Annotated in this window: 20 protein-coding genes and 3 tRNA genes; 11 read left to right on the top strand and 12 right to left on the bottom strand. The window is 36.9% G+C overall.

Annotation, left to right across the window (positions count from 1 at the left end):
- Nucleotides 1-104: 104 nt before the first annotated feature.
- The 8 genes from QOL71_RS03695 to QOL71_RS03730 all read left to right on the top strand — a co-directional run bounded on the left by QOL71_RS03695 (nt 105) and on the right by QOL71_RS03730 (nt 4419).
- Entirely contained in the window at nt 105-746 is a 642-nt protein-coding gene (locus QOL71_RS03695; RefSeq protein ID WP_120211866.1) for a MotA/TolQ/ExbB proton channel family protein, read from the top strand.
- Nucleotides 747-749: 3 nt separating this feature from the next.
- The gene (locus QOL71_RS03700) at nt 750-1400 is read left to right on the top strand and encodes a hypothetical protein (protein WP_283415628.1); all 651 of its coding nucleotides are present in this window, start codon (nt 750-752) and stop codon (nt 1398-1400) included.
- A 314-nt stretch (nt 1401-1714) separates the two neighbouring features.
- Nucleotides 1715-2119 (top strand): hypothetical protein, encoded by a 405-nt coding sequence (locus QOL71_RS03705; protein ID WP_283415629.1) that lies wholly within the window; start codon nt 1715-1717, stop codon nt 2117-2119.
- 53 nt (nt 2120-2172) lie between these two features.
- The gene (locus QOL71_RS03710; RefSeq protein WP_283415630.1) at nt 2173-3405 is read left to right on the top strand and encodes a bifunctional folylpolyglutamate synthase/dihydrofolate synthase; all 1233 of its coding nucleotides are present in this window, start codon (nt 2173-2175) and stop codon (nt 3403-3405) included.
- Between the two features lie 47 nt (nt 3406-3452).
- A tRNA-Val gene (locus QOL71_RS03715) sits at nt 3453-3527 on the top strand.
- Between the two features lie 32 nt (nt 3528-3559).
- Nucleotides 3560-3634 (top strand) — tRNA-Val (locus QOL71_RS03720).
- Nucleotides 3635-3682: 48 nt separating this feature from the next.
- Nucleotides 3683-3757: transfer RNA gene (locus QOL71_RS03725), tRNA-Val, on the top strand.
- A gap of 191 nt (nt 3758-3948) precedes the next feature.
- Nucleotides 3949-4419 (top strand): VanZ family protein, encoded by a 471-nt coding sequence (locus tag QOL71_RS03730; protein WP_283415631.1) that lies wholly within the window; start codon nt 3949-3951, stop codon nt 4417-4419.
- Here QOL71_RS03730 and QOL71_RS03735 read toward each other — a convergent pair.
- The 4 genes from QOL71_RS03735 to pepT form a co-directional block, all read right to left on the bottom strand.
- Nucleotides 4394-5296: a glycosyltransferase family 2 protein gene (locus QOL71_RS03735; RefSeq protein ID WP_283415632.1), complete on the bottom strand. Its 903-nt coding sequence runs from the start codon at nt 5294-5296 to the stop codon at nt 4394-4396. The two genes, QOL71_RS03730 and QOL71_RS03735, sit on opposite strands and share 26 nt — an antisense overlap.
- Nucleotides 5293-6258: a glycosyltransferase family 9 protein gene (locus QOL71_RS03740; RefSeq protein WP_283415633.1), complete on the bottom strand. Its 966-nt coding sequence runs from the start codon at nt 6256-6258 to the stop codon at nt 5293-5295. The genes QOL71_RS03735 and QOL71_RS03740 overlap by 4 nt, the downstream gene beginning before the upstream one ends.
- Nucleotides 6259-6678: a SufE family protein gene (locus QOL71_RS03745; protein WP_283415634.1), complete on the bottom strand. Its 420-nt coding sequence runs from the start codon at nt 6676-6678 to the stop codon at nt 6259-6261. It lies immediately after the preceding gene.
- A gap of 161 nt (nt 6679-6839) precedes the next feature.
- Nucleotides 6840-8090: a peptidase T gene (pepT, locus tag QOL71_RS03750; RefSeq protein WP_283415635.1), complete on the bottom strand. Its 1251-nt coding sequence runs from the start codon at nt 8088-8090 to the stop codon at nt 6840-6842.
- 258 nt (nt 8091-8348) lie between these two features.
- On the opposite strand from pepT, the gene QOL71_RS03755 reads away from it, so the two are divergent.
- Both QOL71_RS03755 and QOL71_RS03760 read left to right on the top strand, forming a co-directional pair.
- The gene (locus QOL71_RS03755; RefSeq protein WP_283415636.1) at nt 8349-9197 is read left to right on the top strand and encodes a beta/alpha barrel domain-containing protein; all 849 of its coding nucleotides are present in this window, start codon (nt 8349-8351) and stop codon (nt 9195-9197) included.
- A 116-nt stretch (nt 9198-9313) separates the two neighbouring features.
- Nucleotides 9314-9718, top strand: a complete 405-nt coding sequence (locus tag QOL71_RS03760; RefSeq protein ID WP_283415637.1) for an OsmC family protein — start codon at nt 9314-9316, stop codon at nt 9716-9718.
- A gap of 33 nt (nt 9719-9751) precedes the next feature.
- Here the strand turns inward: QOL71_RS03760 and QOL71_RS03765 are convergent, their stop codons facing one another.
- The 8 genes from QOL71_RS03765 to QOL71_RS03800 all read right to left on the bottom strand — a co-directional run bounded on the left by QOL71_RS03765 (nt 9752) and on the right by QOL71_RS03800 (nt 19280).
- Nucleotides 9752-10078 carry an SUF system Fe-S cluster assembly protein gene (locus QOL71_RS03765; RefSeq protein WP_283415638.1) on the bottom strand — a complete coding sequence of 109 codons (327 nt, stop codon included), beginning with the start codon at nt 10076-10078 and terminating at the stop codon, nt 9752-9754.
- Between the two features lie 2 nt (nt 10079-10080).
- Nucleotides 10081-10776 (bottom strand): 3'-5' exonuclease, encoded by a 696-nt coding sequence (locus QOL71_RS03770; RefSeq protein WP_283415639.1) that lies wholly within the window; start codon nt 10774-10776, stop codon nt 10081-10083.
- Between the two features lie 77 nt (nt 10777-10853).
- The gene (locus QOL71_RS03775) at nt 10854-12188 is read right to left on the bottom strand and encodes a quinol:cytochrome C oxidoreductase (protein WP_283415640.1); all 1335 of its coding nucleotides are present in this window, start codon (nt 12186-12188) and stop codon (nt 10854-10856) included.
- Nucleotides 12189-12200: 12 nt separating this feature from the next.
- The gene (locus tag QOL71_RS03780; RefSeq protein WP_283415641.1) at nt 12201-12923 is read right to left on the bottom strand and encodes a c-type cytochrome; all 723 of its coding nucleotides are present in this window, start codon (nt 12921-12923) and stop codon (nt 12201-12203) included.
- Nucleotides 12916-13437, bottom strand: a complete 522-nt coding sequence (locus QOL71_RS03785; RefSeq protein WP_283415642.1) for a DUF3341 domain-containing protein — start codon at nt 13435-13437, stop codon at nt 12916-12918. The genes QOL71_RS03780 and QOL71_RS03785 overlap by 8 nt, the downstream gene beginning before the upstream one ends.
- Entirely contained in the window at nt 13424-14821 is a 1398-nt protein-coding gene (nrfD, locus tag QOL71_RS03790; RefSeq protein WP_283415643.1) for an NrfD/PsrC family molybdoenzyme membrane anchor subunit, read from the bottom strand. Before nrfD ends, QOL71_RS03785 begins: the two co-directional genes overlap by 14 nt.
- Before the next feature lie 7 nt (nt 14822-14828).
- Nucleotides 14829-17888 (bottom strand): TAT-variant-translocated molybdopterin oxidoreductase, encoded by a 3060-nt coding sequence (locus QOL71_RS03795; protein ID WP_283415644.1) that lies wholly within the window; start codon nt 17886-17888, stop codon nt 14829-14831.
- 21 nt (nt 17889-17909) lie between these two features.
- Nucleotides 17910-19280 (bottom strand): c-type cytochrome, encoded by a 1371-nt coding sequence (locus QOL71_RS03800; protein WP_283415645.1) that lies wholly within the window; start codon nt 19278-19280, stop codon nt 17910-17912.
- 187 nt (nt 19281-19467) lie between these two features.
- Here QOL71_RS03800 and QOL71_RS03805 point away from each other — a divergent pair, with 187 nt between their 5' ends.
- Nucleotides 19468-19977: an SPOR domain-containing protein gene (locus QOL71_RS03805; protein WP_283415646.1), complete on the top strand. Its 510-nt coding sequence runs from the start codon at nt 19468-19470 to the stop codon at nt 19975-19977.
- Nucleotides 19978-20032 lie beyond the last annotated feature (55 nt).

The raw sequence follows: 20032 nt of genomic DNA on the forward strand, positions 1-20032 counted from the left end.
AATTCCTATTAATAATCATTTTTCGTAAATTTTTCCATAATCTGTTCGGGTTAATCATCAACTAATTCATAAATTTGAAACTGTTAAAAAGCAAATAAAAAACTATGGTAAATCAAAATATTTCTATCTGGGAATTCTTATTTGGAGGAGGCTTGTTAAGCGTTTCTCTTATCATTATTCTTATATTTTCGGGAATTGCAGCCATCGTTTTTTTTGGACAGAAATTATACTCGCTTAACCGGGAAAACCAGGTTGATCCTTATTTACTTAAAAACGTCAACGACCTTCTCAATGACGGAAGAATCCAGTCGGCAATTGATTTTTGCAGAAGAGACAATTCTCCCGAATCCAGAAGCGTGGAAAAGGGACTTTCCAGATTGGGAAGACCTGTAAGTGAAATTGCCAACGCAATGGAAACCCACGCACAAATAGAACTGAACAAAGCTGAAAAAAATATCGGTTTCCTGGCAACGCTATCCGGTGCTGCGCCTATGTTGGGACTTCTTGGCGGTGTTCTGATTCTGGCCTCGACTTTCGGAACATTATCAAAAACAGAAACTGTTGTTGCTCAGAATCTTTTAGCAGCCGATTTTTATAAAGCTTTGGCGCCTTCGGTTGTAGGCCTGATTGTCGGATTTTTAGCTTATATATTTCATAATATTTTAGTTGGCAAAGTGGATTATCTGTTGATGAAAATTCAGTATCATACCAATGAGTTTTTAGACATTATCAACAAACCTTCCTAAGAAATGGAATTCCGAAGAAGAACCAAAAAATTATCCGGATTGCCAATTGCGTTTTACGTGGTTGCGCTGTTATTTTTTGTGCTTTTATTTTCGTTCAATTCTCTTTATTACAAAGCATCTGAGCAACCAAAACCTGTTGTTGTAGAAACTCCAAAACCGATAGAAGAACCAAAAGCGGATTCTATTATAAAGCCACAAATCTATGTTCCAGATGTGGAAGTTTTACCGCCTGATACCGTTTCTATTGCTAAGGAAACTCCTGTTGTTAAAGAAGAAGAAGAAGAAAAAAAAGAACCTTCAAAAGCTGAAAAAGCAGATACGAAACTTTCCAAAAAAGACGAGAAAAAAGAAACGGCAACTCCGGATTCAAAAGATGACAAAATCACCAAAATAGGAAAAGACCGTGCCCTTACAGCTTTTATTCCCGGAACTATGGGAAAAGCAGGGAAATTACCGTCTCATAATTGTAAAACTAAAGGTCAGCTTGTTATGTTTTTCACGGTGGACAAAGCCGGAAATGTGACTAACGCAGGACGAAGCAGCGGAATCAAAGACGCCTGTAATATTACAGCTGCTGTTATCTGGATGAAACAATATGTGAAAGCTAAAAAATCTCAGAATATTTCTCAGGGAACTTATACGATTAATTTCTAATTTTTGTTGAATATATAATCAATGAAAATTGCAACGCTCAATATCGACTGGTGTAAAAAGTTTAAGTCTGAGAAAGTTGAAATGTTTTTAAGTCAACAAGATTTTGATTTTTTGATTTTAACAGAAGCCGTTAATCTGAACTTATCTCAATTTCCATTCAAATATTTTTCTGAACAAATTCCCGAAAACACAGAATATGAAGGTTTAAATTATTCCAAATATCTGAGCGGAGAAAAAGCTTATCGAACAATTATTTATTCTAAAGTTCCTTCAACAAGGATATTCTCTGTGATTGACAATAAGACAAGTTGGCCTTGGAATTCAAAACAGAATTCGGAGATCTGGTTATTTACGCAACCATTATCGGAACTCAATTTAAAAGAAAACCTTTTGCGAAAAACGAATTGGAAAATTGCATTAATGATTGCAATAGAATTTCGAAAATCAATCCCAAAATTTTAATCATCGGCGATTTGAACACTTCTTTTCTTGAAAATGAAAAACATTACTGTATTAATTCCGAAACTACCGAAGTTTTAAAATCACTATTTGAGAAACTTAATCTTATTAATTCGACTGAAAAAATTAAGAAAAATATCGACCACATCATTATTCCGAAATTTTTAGTAGAAAATATTACAGATGCGAAAACATTTGTTGAAAAAGAAATTTTAAGCGACCATCAAGGTGTTTTTGTCTCAATTAATCCAATCTTCTAAATTTATTTCCTTTGATTTCATCTTATTTTTAAATTTGTATTTCATTTTGAAATATGACTTCACAAGAATATCAGGAAGCTATAGATTGGCTCTTTGTACAGATGCCGAATTACCAGATTGACGGGGAAAAAGCTTACAAGCCGGGACTCGATAACATCAGAAAGCTTTGCGACTTTTTCGGAAATCCGCAGGACAAAATCAAAACGATTCACATCGGCGGAACTAATGGAAAAGGTTCTACAAGCAATATGCTGGCTTCGGTTTTACAAGAATCAGGCTACAAAACCGGACTTTATAATTCGCCCCATTTGATTGATTTTACGGAAAGAATCAAAATCAGTGGCAAAAATTGTGATAAGCGTTTTGTTTATGATTTTATACAAAAATTGAAGCATTTACCAGAAGATATTCGTCCTTCTTTTTTTGAGTTCACGACAATTATGGCTTTCGAATATTTTTATCAGCAACAAGTTGATTTTGCCATTATTGAAGTCGGTTTGGGCGGAAGATTGGATTCAACCAATATTATTAAGCCTTTAGTTTCAGCTATTACCAATGTTCAGCTTGACCACCAAAATATTCTAGGTGATACGATTGAAGAAATTGCAATAGAAAAAGCGGGAATTGTCAAGGAAAAGACTGCGATAATTTCGGGAGATGAAAATCCTGTTGTAAAGGAAATTATCCATCAAAAAGCAACTGAAGTCACAGCGGATTTCATTGATGCTACAGAAATTAAAACTGATTTAATCTCAGATTTAAAGGGTAATTATCAAAAGAAAAACATCCGGGTGGTTTTAGCTCTGGTCAATGAATTGAGGAAGCAAGGTTTGGAAATCAGTGATAAACATTTAAAACTGGGGCTTTTGAATGTTCATCAAAATACAAACTTCATTGGACGGTGGTTCGAATTTTCAAAAGAACCTTTAACCATTTGTGATACAGGACACAATCAAGCCGGATTGGAAGAAGTTTTCAATCAATTAAAAGGTTATTCTCAACAAAAGCATATTATTCTTGGTTTTGTGAATGATAAAAAAATTGATGATGTAATTCCGGTGTTACCTTCGGAAGCTCGATTCTACTTTGTAAAGCCAAGCGTTAGCAGAGGAAGACATCCGGAAGATTATGAATATCTTTTAAAAAACTTTGATCTGAATTACAATATTTTCGATTCGGTTCAGGAAGGCTATCTTGCTGCAAAACAGAATTGTAAAGATAGTGAAATGATTTTTATCGGTGGAAGCAACTTTGTAGTGGGAGATTTTTTAGAAAAAAATTTGTGAATATCACGAGAAGTTGTATATTTGCACCACTCTAAACGAGAATTAGAGGGTTCTTAGCTCAGTTGGTTCAGAGCATCTGGTTTACACCCAGAGGGTCGGGGGTTCGAATCCCTCAGGACCCACAAAAAAGGAACGAAACCTTTTAAAAAAATTCGGGTTCTTAGCTCAGTTGGTTCAGAGCATCTGGTTTACACCCAGAGGGTCGGGGGTTCGAATCCCTCAGGACCCACAAAATCTTCCAAATTATTGGGAGATTTTTTTATATCATTTTTGAAAAGGGCGATTAGCTCAGTTGGTTTAGAGCGTTGCGTTGACATCGCAGAGGTCACTGGTTCGAATCCTGTATCGCCCACTTTCTTAAACTTTTCTTAATTTATTAATTCTTACTTAACACAATCGTTAAATTTTTTATAAAAAAATTAATCGTCTGTTTAATTTTCTGATTGCGGAAAGATTTTTGCTGCAATATTGACTTGTTATTTTCCAATAATTATTTATGAACTAGAAAATTCCTTTTTATTACTAATCCTCCAAAAGGAACCTATGAAAAGATATTATGCTGTACTGATTTTTTTCTACACAGTTTTTTTGTTATACATGATGTTTTATGGTTGTGGCAGACATCCCGAATTCGGATTTCTTCAACTCAACCCTTTTCAGAGCATCAAATACTTTCTTAGCTATCACCAGGTTTTTTCTCAAAAATTCTTGGTAAATATCGTTGGAAACATTTTGGTATTTATTCCATATGGGTGGTTGGGTATTCTGGATAAGCGCCTTAATAATCTTCCGCTTTTGTTCTTCCTGTTTATTTCCTGGATATCAATGATAGAACTTGCGCAGCTTTACACCGCAAGGGGTACCGCTGATATAGATGACGTTTTTCTTAATACATTTGGGATGCTTATTGGATATACAACATTGAAATTAGCAACTTGGCTTAACGTTGCTAATATAAAACTGGAATTGGAATTAGGGTATGAAAATGTCAATTCTTATTCATATAATAGATAAGTTGACCCAATTTATAAAAATCAAGAATTCTTAATGAGGCAGTGCCTTCTAAAAGTTTTTTTTGTATGAATGGCTTCAATAGTCTGTAAAGAAGCCTGTAAAGAAAAATACCGCCTGTCTTTTTGAGTCTGAAATACGCTTTAGCTAATTTGATCTTAGAACTTTTCTCGACATCCTTATCTGTTTTTATAAGATGTGCAAGACTTTTCGCCGATTGATCAGCTTTCTCGAGAAAAATAGCATTGGTTTCTACATCATTATTAAAAATCGGGTTTTCAATATGGTCAATTTTGACCTTTGCTTTATAAAGATCTTTAGCAAAAATCAAATCTTCGTAGCCATACTGACCTATGGATTCATCAAACGGATTTTGTTTAAGAATTGATTTTTTTACAATAAAATTATTGGTTTGGAAATCCAGATAAGGTGATTTGATGCGGACTTTTACCGGTAGATTTTCTCTTTCCACAGCAAATCTCCACCTTAATCCGAATTCCGGTTTTGGTTTTGATTCATCAACCTTTCTTCCTCCATAAACGACATCTGGGCTTTTTTCATTAATAAAATCTAAATAATTCTTAACAAAATTTTTGCTGATTATTTTCCCGTCACAATCCAGAAAAAGCAAATATTCTGATATAGCATATTTTGAAAATAAATTCCTGATTTTGGAACGTCCAATATTGTTATCCAAAAAAATAAAATGATTAACAATATCCTCCAAAGGCTTATTTTTCTGAACAAATTCAGCGTCAGAAGCATCATCAATCAGGATAATTTTAGCATCAAGATTATGGGATACAATTTGATCATTCAGATCATTAACCAAATCATTGACATCAAAATTATAAATAGGAATACAAATACTTAGCTTCATACCCTATCGATAATTTTTTGTATGTCCAATTCTTCGAGACAAGCATAATCTCCCCGGAAACATTCTTTATCACCAAATACAGAACAAGGCCTGCATGACAAATCTTTTACCTGTACAATGTCATCTTCACTTTGTCCATAACCCAGAAATCCTGCGTAATGGTGTGTAGAACCCCAAACAGAAATACATCTGGTTCCCATAAGACTTGCCAAATGCATATTAGCCGAATCCATGGAAATCATCAGTTTCAACTCAGAAATCTTTTTCAGCTCTTCTTTCAATGAAAGTTTTCCTGATAGACTATGGGTGTTGGGAATTTGCTTTTCCCATCTGGTAAGGATTTCGCTTTCTTCTTTTCCACCACCAAAAAAATAAATCTTGTGATTTTTAGCCAAAATTCTTGCTAATTCGAAAGATTTCTCTTCAGGCATCATTTTACCTTTGTGTTGTGCAAAAGGTGCAAATCCAATATCTTTTTTGTTATCTGATTGATTTCTTAATTGATGTGATAATATAACATCAAATCCCATACTCCTGAAAACATCGGCATATCTTTCAACCGTTCTTTTTAATTGAAATTTATCCAGATTCCAGACATCAGTCAGTTTCTCTTTCTCGTCTTTACCTTTATCAATTTGAAATATCTTGTAGCCATGTCTGAAGAAAATCGAATTAATCATTTTTGTCCTGATCACATCGTGAAGGTCGGCAACATAATCTGGATTGAACTGCTTAATCAATTGTTTTGTTAACTTTCTGATTCCGAAAATCCCTTTGTATTCATCGAAACTTATTCCGTGGAATTTCAGTCTTGGATGTTTATCAAAAAGATCTTTGAAGTTGTCTCTGCTGACGAATACGATTTCTACATCAGGATTCTGTTCCAGAAACTCAACACAGACAGGAACAGTCATTGCTACATCCCCGAATGCAGAAAAACGATATGCCAGAATTCTTTTCACCTACTTCTTTAGTTGAAATGCAACTGCATAAAATTTGATTTGCTTGGTCATTGCCATCAAGCCGTTCGCCCTGGACGGAGACAAAAATTCCTGCAATCCGATTTCTGAAATAAAATCAAAATCAGAATCCAGAATCTCCTGTGTAGAATGCCCACTATATATTCTTACCAAAAGTGAAACAATTCCTTTGGGCAAAATCCCGTCAGAATCTGCATTGAAAAACAATTTGCCATCCTTGAATTCTGCATCAATCCAAACTTTGGACTGGCAACCTCTAATTAGATTTTCATCCGTTTTTTTCTCTTCAGAAAGGCCTTTTAATTCCTTCCCCAGGTCTATGATATATTCATACTTCTGCTCCCAATCGTCCAGAAAGGCGAATTCATCGATGAGTTCCTGTTGTTTTTCTTTGATTGTCATTCAGAATTGATTTCAATTAAAATTAAATTATATTATTAAACCGCAAAAGGCTCAAAAGCTATTACTGCTTGATATAATTAAAGAACAAAAAATCTATTTTACTTTTCTGAAGCTAAGCTTAAAAAAAATACGCTAAACTTTTGTTTCTTTTGTGGTTCATATTATTTTACGGACTGCGCAATATTCACAATTACTTTAATTGCAGCCAGCATACTTTCCAAAGGTACAAATTCGTAAGGCCCGTGGAAATTGTGTCCGCCAGCAAAGATATTAGGGCAAGGCAATCCCATATATGATAATTGCGCACCGTCTGTCCCGCCTCTGATGGCTTTGATTTTCGGCTCGATCCCGGAATCTTTCATAGCCTGTTCTGCAATATCAACAATGTGCATTTTACCTTCGAACTGCTTTTTCATATTGAGATATTGCTGCTTGATTTCTATCTCGGCCGTTTTATCGCCATACTTTTTGTTGATTTCATCAACCTTATCAGCAATCAGTTTTTTTCTTTCTTCAAATTTTTGGTCATCGTGATCACGGATGATATATTGAAGCTTAGCCTCGGAAACATCGCCTTCGAAATCTGTCAGATGGAAAAAACCTTCGAAACCTTTTGTTGTTGCAGGTGTTTCATTAGCTGGAAGTGAATTGATGAATTCTGATGCAACTAATCCCGCATTCAGCATTTTTCCAAAAGAATAGCCTGGATGTACAGACAATCCGTGGATTTTTACCACAGCCCCGGCTGCATTGAAGTTTTCAAATTCCAGCTCACCGATTTCTCCGCCGTCCATTGTATAGGCCCATTCAGCTCCGAATTTCTCAACATCAAAATGATGCGCACCTCTTCCAATCTCTTCATCCGGATTGAATCCGATCGAGATTCTACCATGTTTGATTTGCGGATTCGCCAAAAGGAATTCTGCTGCTGTTACAATCTCTGCAACGCCGGCTTTATCATCCGCACTTAGTAATGTTGTCCCGTCCGTTGTGATGATGGTTTGACCGATATACTTTTTTAAGGATTCAAATTTTGTTGATGACAAAGTAAATCCGGTTTCTTTGTTCAATAACAAATCTTCACCATCATAATTTTCCCAAATTTGCGGATTCACATTCTCGCCATTAAAATCCGGTGAAGAATCGTAATGGGCTATGAATCCAACCTGCGGAACTTTCTCCTCTTTATTAGAAGGAATGAATCCAAAAACGTATCCTTTCTCATCAATACTCACATCTTCCAATCCCAGATCCTGCAATTCTTTGTATAGATAATTGGCGATATCCCACTGCCTTTCTGTAGAAGGTGTGGTCTCACTTTCTGCGTCGCTGGTTGAATAGATTTTGATGTAAGTGATGAATCTGTTAAGAAGTTTTTCTCTCCAAATCCCGTCTAATTGGATGTTTTCCATATAATTTGCTATATCTCCGCAAAGTTATATATTTATGCAGTGAACGACAAATAATATATGATGATTGATAAGTTGTGAATTATCAAAAATCTGAGATGTTGTTGTGCGCGAGCGAAGCGAGCGCCGATTAGTATTATTGGAACGCCGAATCACAGCAGCCCGACTTGAGCGGAAATCCTTTTTACGCAACGTAGTGAAGTGAAAAGATTGGGAGCGGAAGGCGGATTAAGCTGCCCAAATATTTAAAATTGAAAGACAATGTTCTTAACAGAATGTCCACGGGACGCTATGCAGGGTTGGGGAGAAATGATTCCCACGCAGAAAAAAATAGATTACATCAACCGACTGATGGAAGTGCGTTTTGATGTTCTGGATTGCGGAAGCTTCGTGAATCCGAAAACGATGCCTCAAATGGCTGATTCCGGAATTGTGGTGGACGAGATTGACAAATCGCTTTCCAATACAAAACTCTCAGTTGTAGTAGCAAATCTACGTGGTGCTGAAAAGGCCTTGAGTCACGAGCAGATTGATATTTTGGGTTTTCCGTTTTCAATTTCCGAAACTTTTCAACACAGGAATACTAACAAAAGCAGAGAGGAAGCTTTTACCGAAGTGGTGAAAATCCTGGAGCTGACAAAATCTGAAGGCAGACAACTGAATCTCTATTTCTCAATGGCGTTCGGCAATCCTTACGGTGAAAGCTGGAAATGGGAAGATGTGGACTTTTGGGCAAAACGCTTCGAGGAAATCGGCATCAAAGATGTTCTTTTATCGGACACAACCGGCGTTGGTGATGTGGAAAGGATTTCGCTTTTGTTTAATAAAATTCCTGCGAAATATCCCGGCATTAATTTCGGGGCGCATTTTCATAATCGATACGAAGATTCTTATATCAAATTGAAAGCGGCTTATGATGAAGGCTGCAGGCGATTTGACAGCGCTATAAAAGGAATTGGCGGTTGCCCAATGGCGAAAGATGATTTGGTCGGAAATATGCCGACCGAAAAGGTTTTCACTTTTATGCAATCAGAGAAACTGGATGTTCATCAGAATCTGCTCCATTTTGAAAGTGCTTATAACATGGCGAAAGATATTTTTCATTTTTAATTTGAAGTCCAAAATATAAATTTTATCATATTTTAACAATTATTCATAAATGAAATTCGGAAATTCAAAAAAATGATGTAAATTTATTACAGAAAAAACAATTTAATATCCACGTTATGACTTCAAAAACAACTTACTTAGGCGAATCCAAAATCGAATCTGTACACGAAGCCTCTGGTGAAGTTTTCTCAACTTACATTCCTTCCAATGATTTTACTGTGAGAGAGCATTTTTCTCCGACAGACATTTTTGCAACCGCATTGGCAGAGAGTGTATTTGCTTCCCTGGTTGTTTTGGGTAAGGATAGAAACATCGACATTACCGGTGCAACTTGCGAATTGAAAAAAACAATGTATTTTGAACCAAGAAGAATTGGAGAGATTTTCTGTGTTTTTAAATTCCCTCATTCTTATTCTTTGGAGGAAAAAGAATTTATAGAGCATACTGCAAAAAACTCTCCGGTCTATCTGAGCCTTCATCCAGACATCAAGAAAATTTTCCTTTTCGAATATCAAGATTAACATAAAAAATCCTGCAATTAGCAGGATTTATTTTTATAACATACCAAGTTCAAACTTGGCTTCTTCACTCATCATTTCTTTGGTCCAGGTTGGTTCAAAAGTGAGTTCGATTTTCGCAGATTTCACGCCTTCCACACCTCTCACTTTCTCTTCCACTTCTACAGGCAGTGTTTCTGCAACGGGGCAGTTTGGTGATGTCAGAGTCATTATTACCAAAACTTCACCTTCATCCGAAATCTGAACATCATAAACCAATCCCAGTTCATAGATGTCAACTGGAATTTCAGGGTCAAAAACCGTTTTAAGTTCCTTGATTATTTCTTCACCAATATCAGCTATTTGGTCATCTGTATATTTCATTGTTAATCTAATCTTTTTAATAAATCTTCCTGACGCATCCGTCTGAAAACATTTGCCAAAGTTAAGACATCTTTTTCACAATAATGAATGATTCTGTCTATATCACCGTCTTTGTAGTATATATCGGCAACCATACTTCCGTCAATGTCGTCCTTTGGAGTGGGAATTCCGAAGACGTGAGCTAACAATTCCAGGGAAATATAATTTTTCCAGTCTCCGAATTTCCAAAGTTCCATTGTATCGATATGCGGAATTTCCCAAGGCTTTTTTCCGAACATTTGGAATGGGACAGGAGGCTGAATCCCATGAATTAAAAGTCGTCTTGCGATATAAGGAAAATCGAATTCTTTTCCGTTGTGAGCACAAAGAATAATATTATTCAAACGAGGACTATTGAATAACTCGCAGAATGAAATTAATAAGTTTCTTTCCTCGCCAGAAAATGTTTTGATTTTTAGTTTTCCGGTGTTGTTATCGATCATCCCTATCGAAATGCAAATGATCATTCCGAATTCAGCCATTATGCCAGCACGCTGCTCATAAAAATCAGAAGCCTCAACTTCTTCTTTCCTTTGATGTTTGGTTTTCTTATCCCAAAGATATTGGGTTGTAGAATCAAGATTATTCCAGGAATCAATTTGAGGAACGGTTTCGATATCTAGGAAAAGAATATTTTCGATGGGTATTTTATGAATCATCTGTATTTTAATTTCATTTTAAATTTAATAAAAAAACCCAACATTGCTGCTGGGTTATATTTTGATTTCTAAATTAATTAGAAAGGATATTCATAAATCTCCGATTCGTGATAATATGGATTTCCTGTTGGCATCAATTTCAATTTCGCTAAAGCTGTCATTACAGTGAATGTAAATAAACCTACTACGAAAACAAATGAACCTAATACCAATAATGCGTTAGAAGCATTGTTCCAATATGGACCAACCGTTCCAGGCATTACCATATTGAAATAATCTACAGCGTGACCAAAAATTACCAGGCAAGCCATAAAGGTCACCACTTTGTAATTTCTCTTGATGCTGCTGCTTACTAAAACCAATAGCGGTGCCAAGAAGTTGATGATCAGCATCGGTAAGAATGTCGGTCTGTAGTATTCGAATCTACCGAAGAAGTAGTTAACCTCTTCCGGAACGTTTGCATACCAATATAACATGAACTGACAGAACCAAAGGTAAGACCACAACATACTTGTTGCGAATAAGAACTTACCCAGATCATGAAGGTGATTATTGTTGAATTGAGGATATACACCCTTTTTCTTAAGATAAACACTAATCAGGATCATTACTGCAATAGAAGTTGATAAACAACTAACCATTGAGTACCAGATATAAAGCGTAGAATACCAGTGTGGGTCAATTGACATCAACCAATCCCAAGCCCAGGCTGCAGATGCAAACCCGAAGAATGCAATGTAACCAACACTCCAGCTATATAAGCTTGCGTAGATCTTTCTGTTTCCTTTGTTCTCATCAACCTTCTTAGAAAGACTTTTTAATTTCCAAACAAAGAATGATGCACCCACAACGTAGATAAACGTTCTGATAGCATAGAAAGGAATATTAAGGAACCTTTTCTTTTCGAATAATATCACGTCAAATTCTGGTGAATTTGGATCCGTCAAATTGGGATCCATCCAATGAAAAAGATGTCCTTGATGGGTAATATTAAGTAACATTATAATAACCAAAATTGCACCTCCGTAAGGAATATATGATGCAATAGCCTCCATTACTCTTGTTACAATAATAGACCAGCCAGCGTGTGCCGCGTGTTGGATACTGTAAAAGAATAATGCACAACAGCTGATTCCAAAAGCAAATACTGCAAAGGTGTGGATAGCTGCTAAAGGCTGATTGTGAATCTGATGCTTAGCGTGTTCTAGGTGTGCATTATGATCCTGAGGACCAACTAACTCACTAGAATGTGAAGGTGCTTCATGTCCTTTGGAATGAACCGACTCCATCCAATGAGAGATTGCAGTATCATCCAATCCGTGGTTAAGTGCATAACCAATACCGAATAAAACAACTCCTACAACAATGAGTATAATTGAATATAATCTTAATTTAGGTGAAAAACTATACATTTTTTTCTTTTTTTATTTAGCATTGGTTTTAGCTTCAGCTGCTGCTGGAGCAGTAGAAGTTTTTTCTGTCGCAGCTGGAGCAGCTGTTGCCGGAGCTGTTTTAAGAGACGGTGCTTTGAATGTATTATAAACATAAAGAGCTACTCTCCATCTATCTCCAACATTCAATTGTCCTGCATAAGATCCCATTGCATTTCTACCATTTGTTAGAACATAATGGATAGATCCTATCGTGATATCCCTATCAGCATAATTAGGAACTCCGGAATAAGCACCACTTTGTACAATTGGGCCTTGTCCATCTCCTCCTGTACCATGACAAGCAGAACAGGTATGATCAAACAATACTTTCCCTCTGGCCAAATCTTTTTCAAGATTTTCAGGCTTCAGTGGAGAAGTTGTAATTGATTTTGAAGCATCATATCCAGCGTTGTATTCATCAACATTTTTAGGTAATGTTTCCTCACTTACGATTCCATCTTTATTTTGAGAAACTGTTCCTTCAACAGGGGACAAACCAGTTTCGCCATTACGAGCAACAAAAGCCGGAATTTCGTTTTCATGATCAGAATAAGCATCCTTAGCTTTCATCAATGGATCATAAGCTACGGGGAAATACATATCCGGAAAATATACCAAAGGTGGATTATCTTTTGGGCCACAAGAATTCAGTAAAACAGTTGTTAAACCAAAGATTGCTGTCAATTTTAATATACTATTCTTCATCTTAGGCATCTTTAACAGTTATTTCTTCAACACCTGTATCAATCAACAGTTGTTTAATCGTTTCAACATCATCAGACACAAACTCCATCATAAATTTGTCATCCGTAGTTCTTGGATCTGGATTCTGAGGTTTTGCACCAGGATACATTTTATTTCTTATCAAGAAAGTCAAAGACATAAGGTGAGCAGAACAGAATACCATTAATTCAAACATTGGGTCTACGAATGCTGGCATATTATGAGCCCAGTCAAATGCAGGCTTACCACCAATATTCTGTGGCCAGTCATGATCCATTATATACCATGTCAATGTGATCCCAATTGTAACTCCGTAACAAGCATAGATAAATGCTGCGTCAGAAATCCTGGTCTTTTTTAAGCCCAAAGCTTTATCTAGTCCGTGAACCGGGAATGGCGTATAAACTTCGTTTATCTTAATCCCTTTATCATTGAAGGCTTTAACGCCGTGCATTAGATCATCGTCGTCGCCGTAAAGTCCATATATAATCTTAGTGGTGCTCATCTCCTTCTTTTGCTTTATAAGTTTCACCGGAAATTTTCAAAATACTCTTCAATTCAGCCTGCGCAATTACAGGGAATGTTCTTGCATATAAAAGGAATAATACAGAGAAGAATCCAATTGTTCCAAGATATACACCAACGTCAATTACTGTTGGCTTAAACATTGTCCAAGATGACGGTAAGTAATCTCTTGACAAGTTGATAACGATAATATCAAAACGTTCAAACCACATACCGATGTTAATGATCAATGCGATAATGAATGTCCAGAAGATATTAGTTCTAACTTTTTTGAACCAGAACGCTGCCGGTACAACCAGGTTACAGATAATCAATGCCCAGAATGCCCACCAGTAAGGTCCAACAGCCGCACCAGGAGATAGATATGTAAAATCTTCAAATCTAGAACCTGAATACCAGCCGATAAAATATTCGGTTGCATAAGCTACAGTTACCATACCACCTGTTACAACGATTACGATATTCATAATCTCGATATGGTACATTGTGATATAATCTTCTAAGTGACAAACTTTTCTTGCTACTAACAATAATGTCTGTACCATTGCAAATCCTGAGAAAATCGCTCCGGCAACAAAATATGGTGGATAGATTGTCGAGTGCCAACCTTTGATAACCGATGTCGCGAAGTCAAAGGATACCGTAGTGTGTACCGAGAATACAAGTGGCGTTGCTAAACCTGCTAACACCAAAGACAATTCTTCGAATCTTTGCCAGTGTTTTGCTTTTCCACCCCATCCAAAAGCAAGGAGCGTATAAATCTTTTTATTGAAAGGCGTTTTTGCTCTGTCTCTGATCATTGCAAAGTCAGGAATCAATCCCATAAACCAGAATACAACTGATACCGAGAAATAAGTTGAGATTGCAAATACATCCCAAAGTAACGGCGAGTTGAAGTTGGTCCAAAGTGTACCAAATTGGTTTGGTAAAGGGAAAACCCAGTATCCAACCCAGACTCTACCCATGTGAATTACCGGGAATATAGCCGCCTGACAAACAGCGAAGATCGTCATCGCCTCTGCAGAACGGTTAACAGACATTCTCCATCTTTGTCTAAATAATAATAGTACCGCCGAGATTAGTGTTCCTGCGTGACCGATACCTACCCACCATACAAAGTTGGTGATATCCCAACCCCAGTTGATCGTTCTGTTAAGTCCCCACGCACCGATTCCGGTCCCAATAGTGTAAGCGATACAACCAAATCCGTAAACGAACAGAATCAAGGCTGCATACAAAGATGCCCACCATAGTTTACCTGCACGTTCTTCGATAGGTCTTGCGATATCTTCTGTAATATCGTGATAAGTCTTGTGACCAATAATTAAAGGTTCCCTTATCGGAGCTTCGTAATGTCCTGACATTTTTTACCTATTTATTATTTAAACTTTCTTTTCTGTTTCTGATTTTAGTATGGTAGAATACATTTGGTTTTGTACCAATTTCTTCTAACAACGTATATTTTCTATTACTGCTGAACAAGCTACGAACTTCCGAATTAACATCATTCATATCTCCGAATTTCAGTGAGCCTGTAGAACAAGCATTAGCACAAGCCACCTGGAATTCTCCATCCTGAACTCTTCTGCCTTCTTTCTTAGCTTCCAGAATAACGTTCTGAGTCAATTGGATACACATAGAACATTTTTCCATTACCCCTCTTGTTCTTGTTACAACATCCGGGTTAAGAACCATTCTACCAAGGTCATTATTCATATTGAAATCGAATCTGTCATTCAATGCATAATTGAACCAGTTGAATCTTCTTACTTTATATGGACAGTTGTTCGCACAATATCTTGTACCAATACATCTGTTATAAGCCATTTGGTTCTGGCCTTGCTTACCATGAGATGTTGCAGCAACCGGGCAAACTGTTTCACAAGGAGCGTGATTACAGTGTTGACACATTACTGGCTGGAAAATAACATCCGGATTCTCAGCCGCATTTTCCAATGCACCCTCAATACCCAAAAGGTTACTTCCGTAAAGTTCAGGAACTGCCATTCCCTCTTTAAGACCTTCGTAAACTTCAACTTTTTGTTCCGTAGAATAGTAACGGTCAATTCTTAACCAATACATATCTCTCGACATTCTGACCTCTTCTTTTCCTACAACTGGAACGTTGTTTTCAGCCTGGCAAGCAATAACGCACGCGCCACATCCTGTACAAGAGTTAAGATCCACTGATAAATTGAAGTGAGGACCATCTGTATCATCATAAGCATCCCAAAGATCCACTTTTCCAATTGGAAGTTCGCCTCCAATCGTGTGCATAGCCAATGGTTTGTTCCATTCGTCAACTGGTTTATTAATGAAATCATCCAAACTTACTTCTTTGGCGATCTCATAACGTCCCATCAAGGTATTCTGAAGCTGCATTCCTGCAAACTCATAATCTTCTCCTGACTTTTCAATTTTTACGTTAGTAAGAACTGTATTGTAACCATCGAATAATGGATAAGCATTAACACCGGTTTCTGCCACTTTTCCGGAATCCTTTTTACCATAACCAAGCGCTAATCCCAACGAGCCTTCAGCTTGTCCTGGCTGTATAAATACCGGAACATTCTTCAGTGTAACACCATTTACAGTTAAGTTCACTGTATCACCATCCAACTGCATTCTTGCATTAAGCTTATTCTCAAGGCCTAAAGATTTTGCATCTTTTGGAGAGATTGTCAGGTAATTATCCCAGGATAATCTTGAGATTGGATCCGGAAGCTCCATCAACCAAGGGTTGTTAGATTGTGTTCCGTCACCAATAGATGGTTTTGTATAGAGTTGTAATTCTAATTGAGCGGGTTTGAAAGCTGATAATTCAGCAATAGCCTGAGCAGCATTTCCACCAGAGTAAGCTAATCCTGTAGAAAGACCGCCAGCAGTGAAGCCGTTATAAAGGTTTTTGTTGAAAGAAAGTCCTCCGTTTAGCGTTAAAGCATTAGCTTTAAGATAATTGTAATAATTATTAGCCGGGTTGTTTTTACCATTGATCCAAATCAATAAAGATTCCTCAACTTGTCTCGAAGTATAGATTTTCTGGATAGTAGGCTGCATCAATGAGTAAGCTCCAGTTTCCGGAGTAATATCTCCCCAGGATTCTAGCCAATGTGCGAAAGGAATAACTGCCTTAGAAGCTTTATATAATTCGTTTTTCTTATCTGTGATTGCAACAGAATAAGGTACTTTTTCGATCGCAGATTTTAAAGCCTGACCTTTTGCATGGGAATAAATCGGGTTGATATTGTTCGTAATAAGAACACCAACCTGTCCGCCATTCAGCCAAGAAACAAATTCATTGAATCTTGCGTTGTCATATTCTTTAAGGAAATTAGCTTTACCAGTAAAAGCTTTAGATCCTAATTTTTGATTAATCAAATGGGCTAAAACATAAGCTGCTTTGGATCCGTCTGCAAAAACAACTGCATTGCTTCCTTTTGCCTGTAGCTCCTTTACGATTTCTGATGCAAGTTTATCAGAAGTTCCGCCATTCAGTCCATTATAAACTTCTACTAAAGTTTTGAAAACTGAACTTGGCTTCAATCTATATCTAGAATCGGCATTAGCTCCAGTCAGACTCATATTGGATTCAACCTGAATATGTCTCAACATATTTTCTCCCGGTTTTCTCGCAGCAGCATAAGAAACTTCTAAGCTAGAAGCATTAAAATCTCCTAAAAAATCTGCATTGAAAGAAACAACTAACTGAGAAGTGCTAAGGTCGTAAACCGGCAATGCTCTTTGTCCGAAAACTTCCTGAGCAGCATCTAATGCCGCTGCATAAGGAAAAGCATCATAAGTTACTAGTTCAGCTGAAGGATATTTTGTTTTGAAATCTCCGAATAATTTTTTGAAAGTCGGGCTAGGAAAAGAATGAGATAATACAACAATCTTTTTACCGGCAGCCTGAGATTCTGTCAAACCTTTCAGGATGAAATCATCGACTTTGTTAAAATCTTCCTGCTCTTCTCCGTTCAAAGCAGGCTTCTTCACTTTATCATTATCGTAAAGAGAAAGAACACTTGCCTGAGCTCTTGCATTGGTTGTACCAAGAGAACCAGCCGCAGGATTAGCATCGATTCTGATTGGACGACCTTCTCTTGTTTTTACTAAAACACTTGCAAAGTCGAAACCATCAAAATAAGAAGATGCATAGAAATTAGGAATCCCCGGAATGATATCATGCGGTTTAACCACATAAGGAATTGTTTTGATAACCGGAGCCTCACATGCTGCCAAAGTTACTGCAGCTGTAGAAAATCCCAATAATTTAAGAAAATCCCTACGAGAAGTTCCTGAATTATTCTCAGAATTATCTAAGAAATCTTCAACCGGAATTTCATTCTGAAACTCTTTAGCAGCCAACTTTGCATTCAAAGTCGGATCTTTTAGTTCGTGAATACTTCTGAATTGTATTTTATTTGAAGCCATTTATACTTCTAATTTTTGTTATTAATAATGACATTTACCACACTCAAGACCTCCAATCGCATCTACGGTAATTTTAGCACCTTCACCATATTGTTTTTTCAACTTATCATGCAGATTTTTGAAGTATTCTTTATTGTAACCATTGTTCATATCTACTTCTGTAGTTCTGTGACATTCTATACACCATCCCATGGTGAAGTTGTTAGCCATTTGAACAACATTCATTGTATCAATTTTTCCGTGACAAGCTTTACAAACAACATCTATTTTGTTAGCAGCATCTTTCTGCTTAGCATTGAAAGAGTTGATAATTGCTTGCTCACCAGCTATAACGTGTTGAGAGTGATTGAAATATACAAAATCCGGCATGTTATGGATTCTTGTCCATTCAACAGGTTCTGTTTTGCCAGTGTAAGCCTGCTTAGACTCATCCCAACCTACGTGAGCGTACAAAGTTTTGATTTGTGAAGTATAGAACTCTCTGTCTTTCCCTGGTTCGATATATTTACCTTTATATTCAGATATAGACCTGTGGCAGTTCATACAAACGTTAAGAGAAGGGATCTCTGAAACTTTTCCATACTTAGCCCCTGAGTGGCAAAGCTGACAGTCGATTTTATTTTCCCCTGCATGGATCTTATGAGAGAAGTACATCGGTTGTTCCGGAGCGTATCCTTTATAAACCCCAATCCACATCAACCAGTTCCAAACGCCATATGCAGCAAATAATGCCAGTAATCCGACAATACCTTTTCCTACAAAACTGTATTTTTCGTACAATGCGGAGAAAGAGGTAATTCTTGTGGAATCAAGCTCTGACAACTCTGGCGATTGCTGAATTTTTACTAGTTGACGAATCTTCAGTAACAGCCAGAACAATAAACCTGCGATCGCAATCAAAGCAGCAATCATGATTTTAGAATTTAGCTGTTGCGCTTTTGCAGCTTCAATGGATGCAGTACTATCAACGGCAGTCTCACCAGCCTTATCAGCAGCCAGTTCTTCAGCCGGAGGATTACTTGTGTATGCCAGGATATCATCAATATCAGCATCCGAAAGCTTACCTTCGAAGACCTGCATTGCAACCTTTCCATTTTCTTCATACACTTGGTTGGCATACTTGTCGCCTGATGCTCTGAGTTTTTCATTATTGGTGATCCACTTGTGAAGCCAATCTGTATCAAGATTCTGCTCTTTTTTAAGTTTATCAACAATGCCGCCCAAAGCAGGCCCAACAACCTTTTTGTCCAATGCGTGACAAGCGGTACAATTTGCCTTAAACAAGTCTTGTCCTTTTTTTGGATCGCCTTGTGCATAAACTGAAGCGCCGGTTGACAACAATAAACTAATTGCTATCAGACCCTTTTTGTAATGCTTTCTCCAACTAATCATTTATATAATCTTGGGTTAGTAAAATTTATTGAGTTTACATTCAATTCCGCAAAAATAGCACTTTAACAAAAATTAAGAAGAGCAATTTGTATGGATTTTCTCATTTCTTTTTAATTTGTAATAGTTCTAAATAACAGCATTTGTGTTTCGTCTAATTTATTTTAAATTTGCTGAAAATAATTTTTAAATGAACAATCTGCTCAAGCTTTTCATAATCTCAACGTTATTTTGTTTTTACAAAATTGACGCTCAATACGTTGTAAAAAAAGATACTTTATCGGGAACCGAACTTTCTTTTGCTTTGGATGAACGTATCAATGATGCTCTGGAAAAAATAGAGGGCAATTGCAACCGTTCTACGGACGCTCCTGTAAAAACGCCAACAAAAATTCTGGTTCCGAGCAGGGAACTCACAACTGCAGAAATCTGTAGAAAAAACCCGAAAATCATGGGTTACAAAATCCAGGTTGTAGTTGTTAAAAGCAACGAAGAGGCAAGAAAAATAGGAGCTGAGTTCAGGAATAATTTTAGAAGCTTGAAAGTAGAAACAGATGCTTCATTGAGGCCAAATTATAAAATATTAGCCGGAAGCTACTTTTCGAAACAAAGTGCAGCCGATGATCTTAAAAATGTCAAAAAAGTCTATCCCTCGGCAACAGTCATTCCTTATGCCGTTTTTTGTGTAGAAGCTAAATAATACAGACGTCTCGTTAAAATTAACGAGACGTTTTTTTTGCAGAAACTTCAAAACA

The organism is Epilithonimonas pallida, from assembly GCF_900182975.1.
Lineage (GTDB): Bacteria > Bacteroidota > Bacteroidia > Flavobacteriales > Weeksellaceae > Epilithonimonas > Epilithonimonas pallida.

Coding starts and splice junctions, on each gene's coding strand:
- QOL71_RS03695 (WP_120211866.1), top strand. CDS start 105: ATGGTAAATCAAAATATTTCTATCTGGGAATTCTTATTTGGAGGAGGC.
- QOL71_RS03700 (WP_283415628.1), top strand. CDS start 750: ATGGAATTCCGAAGAAGAACCAAAAAATTATCCGGATTGCCAATTGCG.
- QOL71_RS03710 (WP_283415630.1), top strand. CDS start 2,173: ATGACTTCACAAGAATATCAGGAAGCTATAGATTGGCTCTTTGTACAG.
- QOL71_RS03730 (WP_283415631.1), top strand. CDS start 3,949: ATGAAAAGATATTATGCTGTACTGATTTTTTTCTACACAGTTTTTTTG.
- QOL71_RS03735 (WP_283415632.1), bottom strand. CDS start 5,296: ATGAAGCTAAGTATTTGTATTCCTATTTATAATTTTGATGTCAATGAT.
- QOL71_RS03745 (WP_283415634.1), bottom strand. CDS start 6,678: ATGACAATCAAAGAAAAACAACAGGAACTCATCGATGAATTCGCCTTT.
- pepT (WP_283415635.1), bottom strand. CDS start 8,090: ATGGAAAACATCCAATTAGACGGGATTTGGAGAGAAAAACTTCTTAAC.
- QOL71_RS03755 (WP_283415636.1), top strand. CDS start 8,349: ATGTTCTTAACAGAATGTCCACGGGACGCTATGCAGGGTTGGGGAGAA.
- QOL71_RS03760 (WP_283415637.1), top strand. CDS start 9,314: ATGACTTCAAAAACAACTTACTTAGGCGAATCCAAAATCGAATCTGTA.
- QOL71_RS03765 (WP_283415638.1), bottom strand. CDS start 10,078: ATGAAATATACAGATGACCAAATAGCTGATATTGGTGAAGAAATAATC.
- QOL71_RS03770 (WP_283415639.1), bottom strand. CDS start 10,776: ATGATTCATAAAATACCCATCGAAAATATTCTTTTCCTAGATATCGAA.
- QOL71_RS03775 (WP_283415640.1), bottom strand. CDS start 12,188: ATGTATAGTTTTTCACCTAAATTAAGATTATATTCAATTATACTCATT.
- QOL71_RS03780 (WP_283415641.1), bottom strand. CDS start 12,923: ATGCCTAAGATGAAGAATAGTATATTAAAATTGACAGCAATCTTTGGT.
- QOL71_RS03785 (WP_283415642.1), bottom strand. CDS start 13,437: ATGAGCACCACTAAGATTATATATGGACTTTACGGCGACGACGATGAT.
- nrfD (WP_283415643.1), bottom strand. CDS start 14,821: ATGTCAGGACATTACGAAGCTCCGATAAGGGAACCTTTAATTATTGGT.
- QOL71_RS03795 (WP_283415644.1), bottom strand. CDS start 17,888: ATGGCTTCAAATAAAATACAATTCAGAAGTATTCACGAACTAAAAGAT.
- QOL71_RS03800 (WP_283415645.1), bottom strand. CDS start 19,280: ATGATTAGTTGGAGAAAGCATTACAAAAAGGGTCTGATAGCAATTAGT.
- QOL71_RS03805 (WP_283415646.1), top strand. CDS start 19,468: ATGAACAATCTGCTCAAGCTTTTCATAATCTCAACGTTATTTTGTTTT.